This is a genomic window from Frigoribacterium sp. CFBP 13605 (genome assembly GCF_014839405.1).
In the GTDB taxonomy this organism is placed as follows: domain Bacteria; phylum Actinomycetota; class Actinomycetes; order Actinomycetales; family Microbacteriaceae; genus Frigoribacterium.
The window spans coordinates 1-15,172 of the sequence record NZ_JACYNS010000059.1; the positions used below are offsets into that span (position 1 = coordinate 1).

Here is a 15,172-nt window from a genome sequence, read left to right on the forward strand (position 1 = left end):
AGACCAGCCTCCGTGCTCGACGCCGAAGCGACCGCGTCGGCCAGGGCGGCGGCGAGCGCCGCGCTGCCCGCGAGGGCGACCGGCCGACGGACTCCGGGAGCGGCGACCAGCCGGAGGACGGCGTCGACCACGGCGGCGAGGTCGTCGTCGGTCTCGGCGTCGACCAGGAGCACCGCTCCCCCGGCGAGGGCCGCGTCGAGGTGCGCCGCGGACGCGTCCGGCCCCGAACGCACCACGTCGAGGCCGACGAGCACCGTCGGCCGGTCGACGAGTTCGGCCAGGGTCGCGGGGGCGCCGTGCGGTTCGAGATGCCAGAACGCCGTCTCGGCGAGGGGTCGCCCGTCCACCAGGGGCCGCCCGTGGACGACGGTGCGCCCGAGGGCGGGCAGCGCGCCGGCCACGACGAGGTCGTACCCGCGGGCGGCCAGGGCCTCGAGCTCGGGTCCGACGTGGCCGCGCCACAGGGAGTCGGTCTTCTTGAGCACGAGGGCGCCGGCCGTCAGGGGCAGCGTGTCGATCGCGACCCGCGCCTCCTCGGCGGTGCCGGAGCGGGTGCCGACGTCGACGACCGTGACCGCCGCGGCGGGACCCGCCGGCACGCCGAGCGAGACCACGGTCTCGTGACCGCGCAATCGGAACTGCTCGGCGGTCTCGGCGGCGCCGGAGAGGTCGTCGGCGATGACGGTGATCGGGCTCATGATGCCGCCATCCTGACACGACTGCGCGTTATGCGCCACCGGTCTTGCGCGAAACGCGCAGCGGTGGCACAGTGTCATCCAGCCCGGACGAGGGCGTCGCAGCGCTGCGGGACCGGGCGCCGTCGACCTCGTCGAACCCCTGGATCGAGAGGTCGATGATGACCGTTCCGTTCGCGGACCACGAGATGTCTCGCCGCACCCTGCTCCGCTGGGGTGCCGCGGCCGGCCTCTTCGTGACCGCCACCAGCCTCGCCGGCTGCGCCGGACCGACCGGGTTGCCCGGACCCGGCACGCTGACCCTGGCCCTCAACCGCTCGCTGGTCAGCCTCGACAACAAGCTGAACCAGTTCGACGCGGCCGTCACGGTGCAGCGGGCGGTGCGCCAGGCCCTCACGCAGATCGGCCCCGACATCACGCCCGAGCTCGTGCTCGCCGAGAGCTTCGAGCCGACGAGCGACACACAGTGGACGGTCCGCCTGCGCGAGGGCGTTCGCTACTCGGACGGGACGCCCGTCACGGTCGCCGACGTCGCCACCGCGCTGCAGATGTACGAGCAGGTGCAGGGCTCGTTCGTCGCCAGCTTCTTCCCCGAGTTCCCGACCGTGACCGCGATCGACGAGCGCACCTTCACGCTCGACTCGTCGCAGCCGATCCCGGTGCTCGACGCGTTGATGAGCAACATCCTGATCACCCCGGCCGCGGCGAACAAGCCGGAAGAGCTGCAGGACGGCGTGGGCAGCGGCCCGTTCGTCGTCACCCGGTTCAACCGCGGCGCCGGCACCTACAGCCTGAGCCGCAACGAGCAGTACTGGGGCGAGGCGCCGGGCGTCGACCGGGTCGAGGTGCGGTTCCTGCCCGAGGAGTCCAGCCGCGTGATCGCCCTGCGCAGCGGCGAGGTCGACGTGATCGACTCGATCACGCCCGACTCGGCGACCCAGTTGCAGGGCCTGCCCGGCATCGTCCTCGACGAGGCCTCGAGCCTGCGCATCAACCAGATCTTCTACAACTTCCGCAAGCCCGAGGGGCACCCGCTGGCCGACGCCCGGGTGCGCGAGGCGCTGAGCCACGCGATCGACGGCCGGGCGCTCGTGCGCGACGTGCTGACCGACTCGGTCACGCAGGCCGACGGCGTCGTCCCGCCGAGCCTCCTCGGCTACGCGAAGACCGGCGAGTACACCTACGACCCCGACCTCGCCCGCCGCACGCTCGCCGGGCTCGGGGCGAGCGACCTCACGTTGCGCATCATCTGGGAGACCGGCGAGTTCGCCGGCGACACCTTCATCATGGAGGCGCTCGTCGAGATGTTCGGCGCGATCGGCGTGCGGACCACGCTCCAGCAGTTCGAGCCCGGCGGTGACATCCTCCAGTGGCGCCAGGGCAAGGCCGGTGACTGGGACCTGCTCGGCAACGGCTTCTCGGCCCCCACCGGCCTCGCGCTGACCATCCTGCAGGGCATGTACGCGGGCACCGCCGAGAAGGAACAGACCCGCGACACGTACCAGGGCTACGTGCAGCCCGACGTGGCCGAGGCGATCGCCCGGGCGTCGACCGAGCCGGACGCGACCCTGCGCCAGCAACGGCTCGCCGAGGCGCAGCAGGCGGCCTGGGACACCTGGCCCTGCGCCTGGGCCTTCGTGCCCAAGTCGGTGCTCGCCCGTCGCGAGCGGGTCGAGCGCCTCGCCCTCGCGTCGTCCAACACGTATCCGCTCGCCGACGTCCGACTGGGGGCCTGACCATGGCGACCTACATCCTCAAACGCCTCGGCCAGGGCCTGCTCACCGTGTTCCTCACGGTGTCGACGGTCTTCGTGCTGATCCGCCTCGCCCCCGGCGACCCGGCCGTGGCCTACGCCGGGCCGCTCGCGACCAACGAGCAACTCGCCGCCGTGCGCGAGCAGTTCGGCCTGGACGACCCGCTGCTCCAGCAGTACGGCGTGTTCCTGCAGCAGTTGTTCACGGGCAACCTGGGCACCTCGTACTCGTTCCAGGCACCGGCCGTGCAGGTCGTGCTCGAACGGCTGCCGTACACGCTGACCCTGTCGTTCGCGGCGATCCTGTTGGCGGCGGTCGTGTCGATCCCGCTCGGCGTCTGGATGGCCCGTCGCACCGACACCCGCAGCGAGACCGGCGTCAACGTCGTCGCCATCGCGGGCCAGTCGATGCCCGACTTCTGGACCGGCATCCTGCTGCTCAGCGCCTTCGCCGTCGTGATCCCGATCTTCCCGGCCTCGGGCTTCGCCACCTGGGGCGGCCTCGTGCTGCCGACGGTGACGATCGCCATCCTGCAGGTGGCCCTGATCTCCCGGCTCGTGCGCCGCGAGATGGCGACCAACTTCTCGGCGCCCTACCTGACCGTGGCCCGGTCGCGCGGCGTCTCGGAGCGCGCCCTGACCTGGCGCTACGCCATGGGCAACTCGGCGATCCCCGTCTTCACGGCCCTCGGCACGCGCTTCGCGGCGATGCTCAACGGCGTCGTCGTGGTCGAGGTCGTGTTCGCCTGGCCCGGCGTCGGGTCGCTCATCGTGCGGGCGCTCGAGACCCGCGACTACCCCCTCATCCAGGCGACCGTGCTGGTCACGTCGCTGCTCGCCGTCGGCGTCCAGCTGCTGATCGACCTCGCCTACCCCCTGCTCGATCCGCGCGTGCGGCTCGGAAAGGCGAGTGCCGCATGACCCGCACCGAGACCACCGGACAGCCGTCCGGCACGTCGACCGCCGGCGCGGCCGGTCGCACCCCCGAGGAGGCGCGACGCACCGCGGTCACGCCGCGCCTGCTGAAGAGGTCCGAGGCGGCCCGGCGGACCTCCGCCGCACGGGTGAAGCTCGGGGTCGGCGCGATCTGCGCCCTCGTGGTGATCATCCCGATCGTGCTGGCCCAGGCCCTCCCGCTGCCCGACGCGAACGGCCAGGACCTCGGCAACCGCCTCGCGCCTCCGTTCACCGCCGGCCACCTGTTCGGCACCGACCAGCTCGGTCGAGACCTGCTCTCGCGGGTGCTGCACGGCGGTCAGGTCTCGCTCGCGATCGGCGTGCTGGCGGTCATCGTCTCGGGCGCCATCGGCGTCGTCCTCGGCTCGATCGCCGGGTTCTACGGGCGCTGGGCCGACACGCTGATCAGCCGCCTGCTCGAGGCCCAGATGTCGCTGCCGCTGCTGATGATGCTGCTGCTCGTCGTCGCCCTCTTCGGCCCGTCGATCCCGGTGATCACCTTCGTCATCGCGATCGCGCAATGGCCGGAGGTCGCCCGCCTGACCCGGTCGCTCGTGCTCGTCGAACGTGAGAAGCCGTACGTCTCGTCGGCCCGCACGCTCGGCCTGAACCGCTTCACGATCCTGCTGCGCCACGTCGTCCCGAACGTCATCAAGCAGGCGACGCTCGTCGTGCTGCTGCTGCTCGCGCAGGCCGTGCTGCTCGAGAGCGCCCTGAGCTTCCTCGGGGCCGGCCCGCAGCGACCGTTCGCCACCTGGGGCCGCATCATCTCGGACGGCCAGGACTACGTCACGACCGCCTGGTGGATGGTGACGATCCCGGGTCTGTTCATCGTGCTGCTCGTCGTCGGGGTCAACCTGCTGGGCGACGCCCTGCGGGACCGGCCGCGTCGGTCGACGGCCTCGCGCCTCCGTCGGTTCGTCGGGCTGCGCCCGTCGACCCCGGCCTCGACCCCGACCCCGGCATCGACCCCGGCCCCGGCCCCGCAGAAGGGAACGATCGCATGACCTCCGTGACCGACGACACCGTCGACCCCGACCTGCTCCTCGAGGTGCGTGACCTGCAGATCGAGCTCATGACGACCAACGGGATCGTGCGCGCCGTCGACGGCGTCTCGTTCCACATCGCCCGGGGCGAGACCGTCACGATCATCGGCGAGTCGGGGTCGGGCAAGTCGACCACCGCCATGGGCGTGCTGCAGCTGCTGCCCGCCGACCTCGCCGTCGTCTCGGGCCACGTGCGCATCACCGGACTCGACGTGCTCGCCTCGGCCTCGGCCGTGCGCAAGGTGCGCGGTCGGGCCGTCGCCCTGATCCCCCAGGACCCCATGACGGCGCTCAGCCCGGTGCGGTCGATCGGCTCGCAGCTCGGCGAGGCCATCCGCATCGCCGGGGCCGCCAGCGGTCGGGCCGCCGTCACCGCCCGGGCCGTGCGCCTCCTCGAGCAGGTGCACATCCCCGACCCGGCGGCCCAGCTGGGGAAGTTCCCGCACCAACTCTCGGGTGGCATGCTGCAACGCGTGCTGATCGCCATCGCGTTGGCCTGCGAGCCGCAGCTGATCGTGGCCGACGAGCCCACCAGCGCCCTCGACGTCACGGTGCAGGCCGGCATCCTCGACCTGCTGCTCGAGCTGCAGGAGCAGCGCGGCATCGGCCTGCTGATGATCACCCACGACCTCGGCGTCGCCCGGCTCGTGTCCGACCGCATCCACGTCATGAAGGCCGGCGTGTTCGTCGAGTCCGGCGACGTGCGGCAGATCGTCGAGCACCCCGCCGAGCCCTACACGCAGGGGCTGCTCGCCGCGGTGCCCACCCTGGGCGCCTGGGACGAGACGCCGTCCACGCCCGCCAGCACCGACCGACCGGAGGCCACCCGTGTCTGACACCATCCTCGAGGTCGACGACCTGGTCGTCGACTACGGCAGCGGCTCGAGTGCCCACCGCGCCGTCGACCACGTGTCGTTCTCGGTGCGCCGCGGCAGCACCTTCGCCATCGTGGGCGAGTCGGGCTGCGGCAAGTCGACGATCGCCAAGGCGGTCATGCGGTTGCTGCAGCCGACCAGCGGGCGCATCGTGCTCGACGGCACCGACCTGGCGACCCTGTCGGAGGCGCGGTTGCGGCCCCTGAGGCACCGCTTCCAGATGGTCTTCCAGGACCCGTACGGCTCGCTCGACCCGCACCTGAGCGCCCGCGACATCGTCGCCGAGCCGCTCCGGCTGAAGGGCGTGCGGTCGGCCCAGGACCGGGCCACCGAGGCGGCGCGCCTGATCGACCGCGTCGGCCTGCCGTCGACGGCGCTCGACCGTCGCCCGCACGAGTTCTCCGGCGGCCAGCGCCAACGCATCGGCATCGCCCGGGCGCTCGCCTCGAGCCCCGACCTGTTGATCTGCGACGAGGCGACGAGCGCGCTCGACGTGTCGGTGCAGGCGCAGGTGCTCGACCTGCTGCGCGAGATCCAGGTCGACACCGGCATCACCTACGTCGTCATCTCGCACAACCTCGGCGTCGTGCAGCAGATCAGCGAGAGCGTCCTCGTCATGAAGCAGGGCGCCGTCGTCGAGCAGGGCGCCACGGCGCAGGTGCTCACGTCGCCCGCCGAGGACTACACGCGGCGGCTGCGCCGGGCCGCCCTCGACCCCGCGACGATGACCGGCGTGAAGCCGCGCCACGTCGTCCGCAGCCTCTCGTTGGGAGCCACCACATGACCCGGACCGACACCGCCCGGACCGACGCCACCCCGCTCGACCCCACCCCGGTCGACACCGCCCCGCTCGACGCCGCGGACACGGTGGCCGAGGCGGCCACGCGCCCCGCGCCTCCTCGGCTCGTGCTCGGCACGATGACCTTCGGCGACACCGTCGACGAGGCCACCGCCGCCCGCATGCTCGACACCGCGCGCGACGCAGGCATCACCTGGATCGACACGGCCAACGCCTACGTCGGCGGCACGACCGAGACGATGCTCGGCCGCCTGCTCGCCGGGCGGCGCGACGAGGTCGTGCTCGCCTCGAAGGCGGGCATGCCGCACGCCGACGCGGGCGGACTGCCGCCGCTCTCGGCCGTGGCCCTCCGCGCGAGCGTCGAGGCGAGCCTGCGCCGCCTCGGCACCGACCGTCTCGACCTGTTCTACCTGCACCAGCCCGACCGGGCGACCCCGCTCGACGAGACCCTTTCGACCGTCGCCGCCCTGGTCGCCGAGGGCAAGGTGCTCTCGCTCGGCGTCTCGAACTACGCCGCCTGGCAGATCGGCGACGTCGAGCGCGTCGCCGACGCCGTCGGCGCACCCCGGCCGGTCGTCGCCCAGCAGCTGTGCAACCTCGTGGCCCGCCGCCTCGACGACGAGTACCTCGAGTTCGCGAGCGTCCACGGGCTCGAGACGATGGTCTACAACCCGCTCGGCGGCGGCCTCCTGACCGGTCGGCACCGCTTCGACGAGACGCCGGCCGACGGGCGCTTCGGCGACTCGGCCCTCGCCGAGATGTACACGAAGCGCTACTGGGACGCCGACCTGTTCACCGCGATCGACCGCCTGTCGGGCGTCGCCGCCGAGGCCGGCGTGACGCTCGTCGAGCTCGCCCTGCGCTGGGTGGCGTACCGGCCCGAGGTCGGGTCGGTGCTGCTCGGCGGCTCCCGGCCCGAACAGCTGACGGCCAACGTCGCCGCCGTCGCCGCCGGGCCGCTGCCCGACGAGGTGGTGGCGGCCTGCGACGAGGTCGGGCGTCAGCTGCGGGGGCCGATGCCTCCGTACGCGCGCTGAGCCGCGCCTCCCGACCCTCCGCACCGCGCCGCACGCCCCCGAACCGCACCGCACCGCACCGACCGCACGCCCCGCACGAGAGAGAGCACCATGAGCACCGCCAGCGACTTCGCCCGTACGATCCGCCGCCGCGAGAGGGCGGTCGGCTACTGGATCACCCTCGACGCCCCGCCGGCGACCGAGCGCATCGCTCGGCTCGGCTACGACTACGTCTGCCTCGACGCGCAGCACGGCCTCTTCGGCTACCAGGGCATGATGACCGGCCTGCTCGCCATCGACGCGGGGCAGACCTCGGCCGGGCTCGTGCGGGTCGAGGCGAACGACATCACGCCGATCGGCAAGGCCCTCGACGCCGGGGCGGCCGGCGTCATCGTGCCGCTCGTCGACACGGCCGAGGACGCCGCCTCCGCCGTGCGCAGCGCGAAGTACCCGCCCCACGGCCGCCGCTCGTACGGCCCCATGCGGTCGAGCCTTCGCATCGGCCCCGTGCCGGCGGACGCGAACGACACGACGATCGTGCTCGCCATGATCGAGACGCCCGACGGACTCGCGAACGTCGAGGCGATCGCCGCGACGCCGGGGCTCGACGGCCTCTACGTCGGGCCGAGCGACCTGTGCATCGCGGTCGGCGGGGCCTACCCGGGCGACCCGGCCGTGCAGGAGGCCTTCGACGCCGCCCTCGTCCGCGTGGCGGCGGCGGCCGAGGCCGCGGGCATCGCCGCGGGCATCCACACGCCGCACGGCGACGTCGCCCGACAGCGGCTCGCCTCGGGGTACACGTTCGCCACGGTCGCCGGCGACCTCAACCACCTCGAGGCCGCCGCCCGCGACCACCTGCAGCGTGCCACCGCGACGGACGACCCCGACGCGACCGCCGGAGGCGCGGCGTGAGCAGGCAGGACGCGGTCGCGGACGACGCGGGCGCCGACTGCGTGGTCGCCGACGGACGACTGCGGCCCGACGCGGCCGGTCGCGCCTGGGCGTACCTGCCGACGGCCACGGTGCAGTCGCACGCGGCCAACCTCGCCGAGCTGCCCGACGGGCGCCTGGCCTGCGTCTGGTTCGGCGGCACGCAGGAGGGCGTCTCGGACATCCACGTCTGGTGCTCGGTCCTCGACGGCGAGGTGTGGTCCGAACCGGTGCGCCTCAGCGACGACCCCGCACGCTCCGAGCAGAACCCGGTGCTCTTCACGGCCCCCTCGGGCGACGTCTGGTTGCTCTACACGGCGCAACGGGCCGGGAACCAGGACTCGGCCGAGGTGCGCCGCCGCATCTCCACCGACGGCGGGGCCACCTGGGCCGAGCCCACGACCCTCTTCGCGGCCGACGAGACGGGTGGCGTCTTCGTCCGGCAGCCGCCGGTCGTCACCCGCGCAGGCGACCTGCTCGTGCCGGTCTTCCGCTGCGTGACGACCCCCGGGCAGGCGTGGGTGGGCGACCACGACACGAGCTCGGTCATGATCTCCCGGGACGGCGGCTCCACGTGGGGTGAGGTCGCCGTCCCGGGGAGCACGGGAGCCGTGCACATGAACGTGCACGAGCTGCCCGACGGATCGCTGCTCGCGCTCTTCCGCAGCCGCTGGGCCGACGCCGTGCACGAGTCGCGCTCGACCGACGGCGGACTCCACTGGTCGGCACCGGTGCCGACCGAGCTGCCCAACAACAACTCCTCGGTGCAGTGGGTTCCGCTCGCGGACGGGCGCCTCGCGATCGTCTACAACCACCGCCGCGCCGACGCCACCACCCCGCGCCGCCTCGGGCTCTACGACGAGATCGACGAGTCCGGCATCGTCGAGCAGGCCGTGCTGCCCGGCGCGGATGCGGACCTCGCCCAGGAGGCGCGGGCCGGGTCGCCTGCGGAGGACGGCCGGACGGCGTTCTGGGGCACGCCTCGGGCTCCGATGTCGCTGGCGGTGTCGACGGACGGCGGGCGCAGCTGGCCGCACCGCGTCGACCTCGAGGACGGCGACGGGTGGTGCCTCTCGAACAACTCCCGCGACGGGCTGAACCGCGAGCTGTCGTACCCGAGCATCACGCAGACCGGCGACGGCGCCGTGCACGTGGCGTACACCTGGCACCGCCGGGCGATCCGTCACGTGCGCCTGTCGGCCGCCGATCTGCCCGGACCCGACGTCGAGGGCTGAGCCGTGTCGGACGACGGGATGCCTGACGCCGACCGGGCAGGTCGCGGTGCCGGCACCGACCGGCACGCCGTGGTGACGGGCTGCAGCTCGGGCATCGGGCGGGCGATCGCCGAGTTCCTGCTGGCCGACGGGTGGCGGGTGACCGGTCTCAGCCGACGCGCGGTCGACCTGGGCGACGGGTTCTCGTGGCTCGGCTGCGACCTCTCCGTCACCGCCGACGTCGCGCGAGCGGTCGCCGACGTCGGGTCGGTCGACGCGATCGTCCACGCGGCCGGCTACCAGGTCGCCGCCCCGCTCGGGCGGCTCGACCCCGCCGCCCTCGAGGGCATGTTCGCCGTGCACGTCGGGGCCGCCGCCGCGCTCGTCGACGCACTCGTCGACCGGCTGTCCGACGGCGGTCGCATCGTGCTGATCGGCAGCCGCACCGCCGTCGGCGTCGCGTTTAAGAGCCAGTACGCGGCGACGAAGGCGGCCCAGGTCGCACTGGCCCGGAGCTGGGCGGCGGAACTGGCGCCGCGCGGCGTCACCGCCAACGTCGTGGCGCCGGGACCCACCGACACGCCGATGCTCGCCGACCCGGCCCGCGCCTCCTCGGCTCCGGTCGTGCCGCCGCTGGGCGCGCTCGTCGACCCGGTGGACGTGGCGGCCCTCGTCGCGTTCGTGCTCGGGCCGCACGGACGGAGCATCACCGGGCAGGCGCTCGTCGTGTGCGGTGGCGCCTCGCTCTGACGTCGCACCAGGTCGAGGTCGCGGCGGGTCGAGGTCTCGGCGGGTCGAGGTCGCGGCGGGTCGAGGTCACAGCGGCTGCGAGGTCACAACGGCTGCGAGGACGCACCACCATCGCGTCGTCGAACCATCCGCGGGCCTGGTTCGACGACGCGGGCGTGGTGCGGCCTGTCCCGAAAGCGACGATCGGGGCCCCCTTGTTTTGATTCATTCAAAAGAAGGCGTAAGGTGGTGTCAACGCCGACGGAGGCCAGGGCCACCGTCGAGAACCTCGGCGCCGCCCTCCTCACCTCCGCTGGCCGGCCGCTCGATCCCCCGATCGCGGGCCCCCGACCAGCACGACCCGCCCAGCCCCGAGGAGTCACCGTGAACACCACCGCCACGACCACCCGCACCGCCGCCACCCCGCTCGGCGGCCGCTACGTCGGCACCACCACCGCCCCGACGGTCGGCAGCTACGTCGGTTCGCTCGCCGCCGACGTCGCGCCCGGCTCGTACGTGAGCACCTCGGCACGCCGCGACCTGTCGATCGGTCGCTACACCGCCAGCGCGCGGCGTCGCCTCTCGGCCGCCACGGCGTCCGTCCGGACGGCCACGGGCTCGATCCACACCGCCACCGGCTCGATCCGCACCGCGTAGTCGGTGCCGGTCGGGGGCACCCCTCCCCGACCGACCCGGACGGGCCGCCCCACCAGACCCGGGTCCGCCGCGCGACCTGAATCCGCGCGGCGGACCCGTTCCTCTGGGCGATGTCACGACCTACCCGGTCCGCCCACCTCGCCCAGGAGACACGACGTGCCGCTCACCCCCGAAGGTGAGCGGCACGTCGTGTCTCCGGGACGACCGGGCCCGAGCCCGGCACGCCGGACTAGAGGGTCGCGGCGGAAGGGTCCCAGCTCTCGTCGAGCGGCACCGGCTGCTGCACGGCGGACTCGACGGAGACCGGCGCACCCTGCTCGGCGGCCGACGAGATCGCCAGCAGGACGTCGAGCACGTGCGAGGCCACGGCCCCGCTGGCACGCTCGGCGTCGCCACCGCGGATGGCCCGCGCGAGGTCGAGGACGCCCGAACCGCGTCCGTAGGTCGAGCCCGCGGCGGTGAGCGTCTCGGGCTCGTCCCGGCCGAACCGCCAGAGGCTCGAGTCGCCCTCGAAGGTGTTGGGGTCGGGCAGCACGAGGGTGCCCTCGGTGCCGCTGATCTCGACGAAGCCCATGCGGGGCAGCGCGTTCTGGAACGAGAACGTCGACTGGGCCGACTGCCCGCCCGCGAACTCGATGAGCGCCGCGTGGTGCGTCGGCACCTCGACCGGGAAGGTCTCACCGGCCCGGGGACCGCTGCCGATGGTGCGGGTGTCGAACGACTTCGACGAGACCGCGCTGACGCGGCTGGCCGAGCCGAACGCGTGCACGAGGGTCGTCACGTAGTACGGCCCCATGTCGAAGAGCGGACCGGCCCCGAGCGCGAACAGGAAGTCGGGGTTCGGGTGCCACGACTCGGGCCCGGGCACGTGGAACATCGTGGTCGCCGTGAGGGGCTGACCGATGTCGCCGCGGGCGATGGCGCGCATCGCGGTCTGGATGCCGGCACCGAGCACGGTGTCGGGGGCACACGCGACGCGGACGCCGGCCGCCTCGGCGGCGGCGAGCAGGTCGCGGGCCGACTCGTGGTCGAGCGCGAGGGGCTTCTCGCTCCAGACGTTCTTGCCGGCGGCGATGATCTGACGGCCGACCTCGGCGTGCACGGCAGGGATCGTGAGGTTGACGACGATCTCGATCTCGTCGATCGCGAGCAGCTCGTCGACCGTGCCGTGACCCGGGACGCCGTACGCCTCGGCCTGCGCCTGGGCGCGGTCGAGGTCGAGGTCGGCGACGAAGAGCACCTCGAGGTCGGCGAACTGCGTCATGTTCTCGAGGTAGGTGCCGCTGATGACGCCCGCGCCGATGACGCCAACGCCGACGCGCCCCGTGCGACCGGCGGTCGTGTCGACGCCGCTCACTTGTCGTTCTCCTGCAGCCAGGCGAAGGACTCGGCGACGCCGTCGAAGACGTCCTTCGCGTAGTCGTCGAACTCGACGACGCGCAGCGCGTGCGGCGCGGCGGCGAGCACGGCGGCGACATCGACGTCGCCCTGGCCGGCCGGGGTCTGGTTCTTGAAGGCGGCGGCCAGCGCGTCGGGCACCTCGAGAGCGCTCTCGCTGCTGGGCAGGGCGGTCGCGATGTCGCCGGAGATCTTGCCGTCCTTGACGTGCAGGAACTGCACGCGGTCACCCAGCGAGCGCAGCAGCGCCGGGGTGTCCATGCCGCCGACGGTCGACCAGAAGGTGTCGATCTCGAGGACGACGTCGTCGTTCAGTCGCTCGAGGAAGAAGTCGTAGACGGGGCGGCCGTCGACCTTGTTCGCGAACTCCCACTGGTGGTTGTGGTAGCCGAACCGCAGGCCCGACGCGGCGGCCAGCACCTGCAGCTCGTTGACGCGGTCGGCGATCTTCGCGGCGTCGTCGGCGGTCTGCCAGCGGTCGCTCGGGATGAACGGGTCGATCACGGTGCCGATGCCGAGCTGGGCCGCGGCGGCGAAGGCGCGCTCGGGCTCGTCGGAGTCGATGACGGGGGCGTGGCCCGAGGGCGCGGTGACGCCGGAGGCGGCGAAGGCCTTCTCGAACTCGTCGGCACGCTCGACGAACGAGTAGGGCTCGACCTTGGTGAAGCCGATCTCGGCGATGCGGGCGACGGCGCCCTGCAGGTCGGCCGAGACGGCGTCTCGGACCGTGTAGAGCTGCACGGAGGGTGACGAGGTCATGGGAGTGACTCCTTTGTCGTGAGGGGTTCAGGTGGTCTGGGCCCAACTCTGCCACTTATGTCGACCGATGACAAAAGTTCGTCCCGAATCGACGCATTCTCTTGCCCGGACGACACCCGCTGTGTATTCTGCGAACACCTAGCGCGACTAGGTTTTGACTCGAGGAGGCGTCATGGCCAACCCAGGCCCCATCGGCACGCAGGGCGTGCTCACCCAACCCATCAGCACCGTGCGGGTGTCGCGGGGCTACATGATCGCGCTGGGGCTCGCCCAGTTCGGTCTGTTCGCGGCCCTGCTGTCGCCGGTCTACGTGAGCATGCAGCTCAAGGCGCAGCAGTTGAACCCCGACGACCCGGCGAGCATCATCGGGCTGGTCCTGCCCTTCGGTGCGTTCGGAGCGCTCCTCGCCAACCCGCTCGTCGGCGCGCTGAGCGACCGGACCCGCACGCGGTGGGGCCGTCGTCGGCCCTACCTGGTGGGCGGCATCGTCGTGTTCACCCTCGCCCTCGCCTGGCTCGCCTTCGCCCCCACCGTGCTGCAGCTCGGCATCGCCTGGGTCGTCGCGCAGATCGCGGCCAACGCCGTGCTCGCCGCCCTGACCGCGAGCTTCGCCGACAACGTGCCGCAGTTCCAACGCGGCAAGGCCTCGAGCGTCATCGCCCTTGCCCAGAACGTCGCCGTCCTCGCCGGCACCTACCTGGCCGTCCTGTTCGTCGCGAACCTGCCGGTTCTCTTCATCGCGCCGGGCGTCCTCGCCGTCGTGCTCATCCTCGTCTACGCGGTCGTCGCCCGCGACGACCTGCCCGAGTACGAACTCAAGCCCTTCACGTTCGTCAACCTGGTCAGCTCGTTCTGGACGAACCCCCTGAAGCACCGCGACTTCGCCTTCGCCTGGTGGTCGCGGTTCCTGATCATCCTCGCGACGTTCATGTTCACGACCTACCGGCTGCTCTACATGCAGGAGCACCTCGGCATCGCGGACGTCGCCGACGCCACGGCCGCGGTCGCCTTCGGCGTCCTGCTCTACACGATCGCGTTGATGGCGAGTGCCGCGCTCTCGGGCTGGCTGAGCGACAAGCTGAAGATGCGCAAGGTCTTCGTCGGGGGCTCCACCGCCCTCTTCGCGGTCGGCCTGATCCTGCTGGCCCACGCCGAGACGGTCACCGGCTTCTACGTCGCCGAGGTCGTCATGGGCTTCGCCTACGGCATCTACGCCGCCGTCGACACGGCGCTCGTCGTCGACGTCCTGCCGAACGCCGACCGTCCCGGCAAGGACCTCGGCGTCATCAACATCGCCAACGCCCTGCCCCAGTCGCTCGCCCCGGCGATCGCCCTGTTCTTCCTCGGCGTCGGCAACGCCGGTTCGGGCAACTACACGCTGATGCTCTGGGCCGCCGGCGTCGCGGCGATCCTCGGCGCCCTGGCCGTCATCCCCATCAAGCGCGTGCGCTGAACCGGGCGGAGGCGTGTGCGACGGCCTACCGTCGCACACGTCATGACGCCCCCGACCGACCCCGCACCCGCCCCCGCCGCCGCCACCGGTCCGGGTGCCGACCGGGTCGTGCCCACGGTCGGGCCGGTCATCGCACCCCACCTGCACCTCATGACCTACAACGTCCGTCGCCGCATGCCGCAGGTGCTGACCACCCGTCACGCGCTGGCCGACCGGTGGTCGACCCGGCTGCCGGCACTGCGCCTCCTGCTCGAGGCCGAGCGACCCTCGGTGCTGGGCATCCAGGAGGCGCTGCCCGACCAGTCCGCGCAGCTCGCGGACGCCCTCGGTGCCGACTACGCCTCGGTCGGCACGGGTCGCGACCGCGACCGCGGCGGCGAGCGCGTCGAACTGCACGTCGACACCACCCGGCTGCGGATCGTCCGCCACGAGGCGCTCTGGCTCTCGGCCACCCCCACGGTGCCGGGGTCGCGCTCGTACGGCAACATGATCCCCCGCACGGCCGTCCACGCCGAGCTCGACGACCTCGTGACCGGGGCCCGACTGCACGTGGTCGTCACGCACTTCGACCACCTCTCGGCCCGCTCGCGGCGTCACTCCGCCGTGCAGCTGCGCACCTTCACCGACGCCCTCGACGGACCCGTCGTCGTGATGGGCGACTTCAACGCCGTGGTCGACTCCCCCGCGCACCGCGAGCTGACCCGCGGCAGGCTGGTCGACAGCCGCATGGTGGCCGACGCGCGGCTCGACCCGGGCTGGGGCTCGTTCTCGAACTACGGCCCGCCCCGCACCGGCGGCCGCCGCCTGGACTGGCTGCTCGTCGACACCGGGGCCCACGTCGAGCGGGCCGGCGTCGGCGGGGTCCGTCCCGGCGGCGTCGCCCCCTCCGAC

15 protein-coding genes are annotated in these 15,172 nt (G+C 72.8%); 12 read left to right on the forward strand and 3 right to left on the reverse strand.

The genetic code is table 11. The annotated features are described in order from the left end of the window. Positions 1-698 (reverse strand): four-carbon acid sugar kinase family protein (locus IFT36_RS11175; RefSeq protein WP_200413151.1); only part of this gene is annotated, 698 nt, incomplete at its 3' end. Positions 699-856: 158 nt separating this feature from the next. Between IFT36_RS11175 and IFT36_RS11180 the strand changes: the two genes are divergently transcribed. The 10 genes from IFT36_RS11180 to IFT36_RS11225 all read left to right on the forward strand — a co-directional run bounded on the left by IFT36_RS11180 (position 857) and on the right by IFT36_RS11225 (position 10,671). Then, positions 857-2,431, forward strand: coding sequence for an ABC transporter substrate-binding protein (locus IFT36_RS11180; protein ID WP_056047921.1), 1,575 nt, complete (start codon positions 857-859; stop codon positions 2,429-2,431). A gap of 2 nt (positions 2,432-2,433) precedes the next feature. After that, a complete protein-coding gene (locus IFT36_RS11185) occupies positions 2,434-3,369 on the forward strand; it encodes an ABC transporter permease (RefSeq protein ID WP_043594466.1) in 936 nt (311 codons plus the stop codon). Next, positions 3,366-4,412 carry an ABC transporter permease gene (locus IFT36_RS11190; protein WP_200413152.1) on the forward strand — a complete coding sequence of 349 codons (1,047 nt, stop codon included), beginning with the start codon at positions 3,366-3,368 and terminating at the stop codon, positions 4,410-4,412. The genes IFT36_RS11185 and IFT36_RS11190 overlap by 4 nt, the downstream gene beginning before the upstream one ends. Beyond that, entirely contained in the window at positions 4,409-5,287 is an 879-nt protein-coding gene (locus tag IFT36_RS11195; RefSeq protein WP_200413153.1) for an ABC transporter ATP-binding protein, read from the forward strand. The genes IFT36_RS11190 and IFT36_RS11195 overlap by 4 nt, the downstream gene beginning before the upstream one ends. Then, positions 5,280-6,110, forward strand: a complete 831-nt coding sequence (locus tag IFT36_RS11200) for an ABC transporter ATP-binding protein (protein ID WP_056046914.1) — start codon at positions 5,280-5,282, stop codon at positions 6,108-6,110. Before IFT36_RS11195 ends, IFT36_RS11200 begins: the two co-directional genes overlap by 8 nt. Then, positions 6,107-7,162, forward strand: a complete 1,056-nt coding sequence (locus tag IFT36_RS11205) for an aldo/keto reductase (RefSeq protein WP_200413154.1) — start codon at positions 6,107-6,109, stop codon at positions 7,160-7,162. Before IFT36_RS11200 ends, IFT36_RS11205 begins: the two co-directional genes overlap by 4 nt. 90 nt (positions 7,163-7,252) lie before the next feature. Beyond that, positions 7,253-8,053, forward strand: coding sequence for an HpcH/HpaI aldolase family protein (locus IFT36_RS11210; RefSeq protein WP_200413155.1), 801 nt, complete (start codon positions 7,253-7,255; stop codon positions 8,051-8,053). Next, positions 8,050-9,306, forward strand: a complete 1,257-nt coding sequence (locus IFT36_RS11215) for a sialidase family protein (RefSeq protein ID WP_200413156.1) — start codon at positions 8,050-8,052, stop codon at positions 9,304-9,306. Before IFT36_RS11210 ends, IFT36_RS11215 begins: the two co-directional genes overlap by 4 nt. An 18-nt stretch (positions 9,307-9,324) precedes the next feature. Beyond that, the gene (locus tag IFT36_RS11220) at positions 9,325-10,035 is read left to right on the forward strand and encodes an SDR family NAD(P)-dependent oxidoreductase (RefSeq protein ID WP_200413157.1); all 711 of its coding nucleotides are present in this window, start codon (positions 9,325-9,327) and stop codon (positions 10,033-10,035) included. A gap of 363 nt (positions 10,036-10,398) precedes the next feature. Continuing rightward, positions 10,399-10,671 carry a hypothetical protein gene (locus IFT36_RS11225; protein ID WP_200413158.1) on the forward strand — a complete coding sequence of 91 codons (273 nt, stop codon included), beginning with the start codon at positions 10,399-10,401 and terminating at the stop codon, positions 10,669-10,671. 229 nt (positions 10,672-10,900) lie between these two features. On the opposite strand, the gene IFT36_RS11230 is transcribed toward IFT36_RS11225, so the two are convergent. Together IFT36_RS11230 and IFT36_RS11235 are read right to left on the reverse strand one after the other, a co-directional pair. Beyond that, on the reverse strand, positions 10,901-12,028 hold the full coding sequence (locus IFT36_RS11230) for a Gfo/Idh/MocA family protein (protein WP_056046921.1): 1,128 nt from the start codon (positions 12,026-12,028) through the stop codon (positions 10,901-10,903). Beyond that, positions 12,025-12,828, reverse strand: a complete 804-nt coding sequence (locus tag IFT36_RS11235) for a sugar phosphate isomerase/epimerase family protein (protein WP_200413159.1) — start codon at positions 12,826-12,828, stop codon at positions 12,025-12,027. The genes IFT36_RS11230 and IFT36_RS11235 overlap by 4 nt, the downstream gene beginning before the upstream one ends. 172 nt (positions 12,829-13,000) lie before the next feature. Between IFT36_RS11235 and IFT36_RS11240 the strand changes: the two genes are divergently transcribed. Together IFT36_RS11240 and IFT36_RS11245 are read left to right on the forward strand one after the other, a co-directional pair. Next, positions 13,001-14,281: an MFS transporter gene (locus tag IFT36_RS11240; protein WP_123570675.1), complete on the forward strand. Its 1,281-nt coding sequence runs from the start codon at positions 13,001-13,003 to the stop codon at positions 14,279-14,281. A 42-nt stretch (positions 14,282-14,323) separates the two neighbouring features. After that, on the forward strand, positions 14,324-15,172 hold an 849-nt coding region (locus tag IFT36_RS11245; RefSeq protein WP_200413160.1), incomplete at its 3' end, for an endonuclease/exonuclease/phosphatase family protein.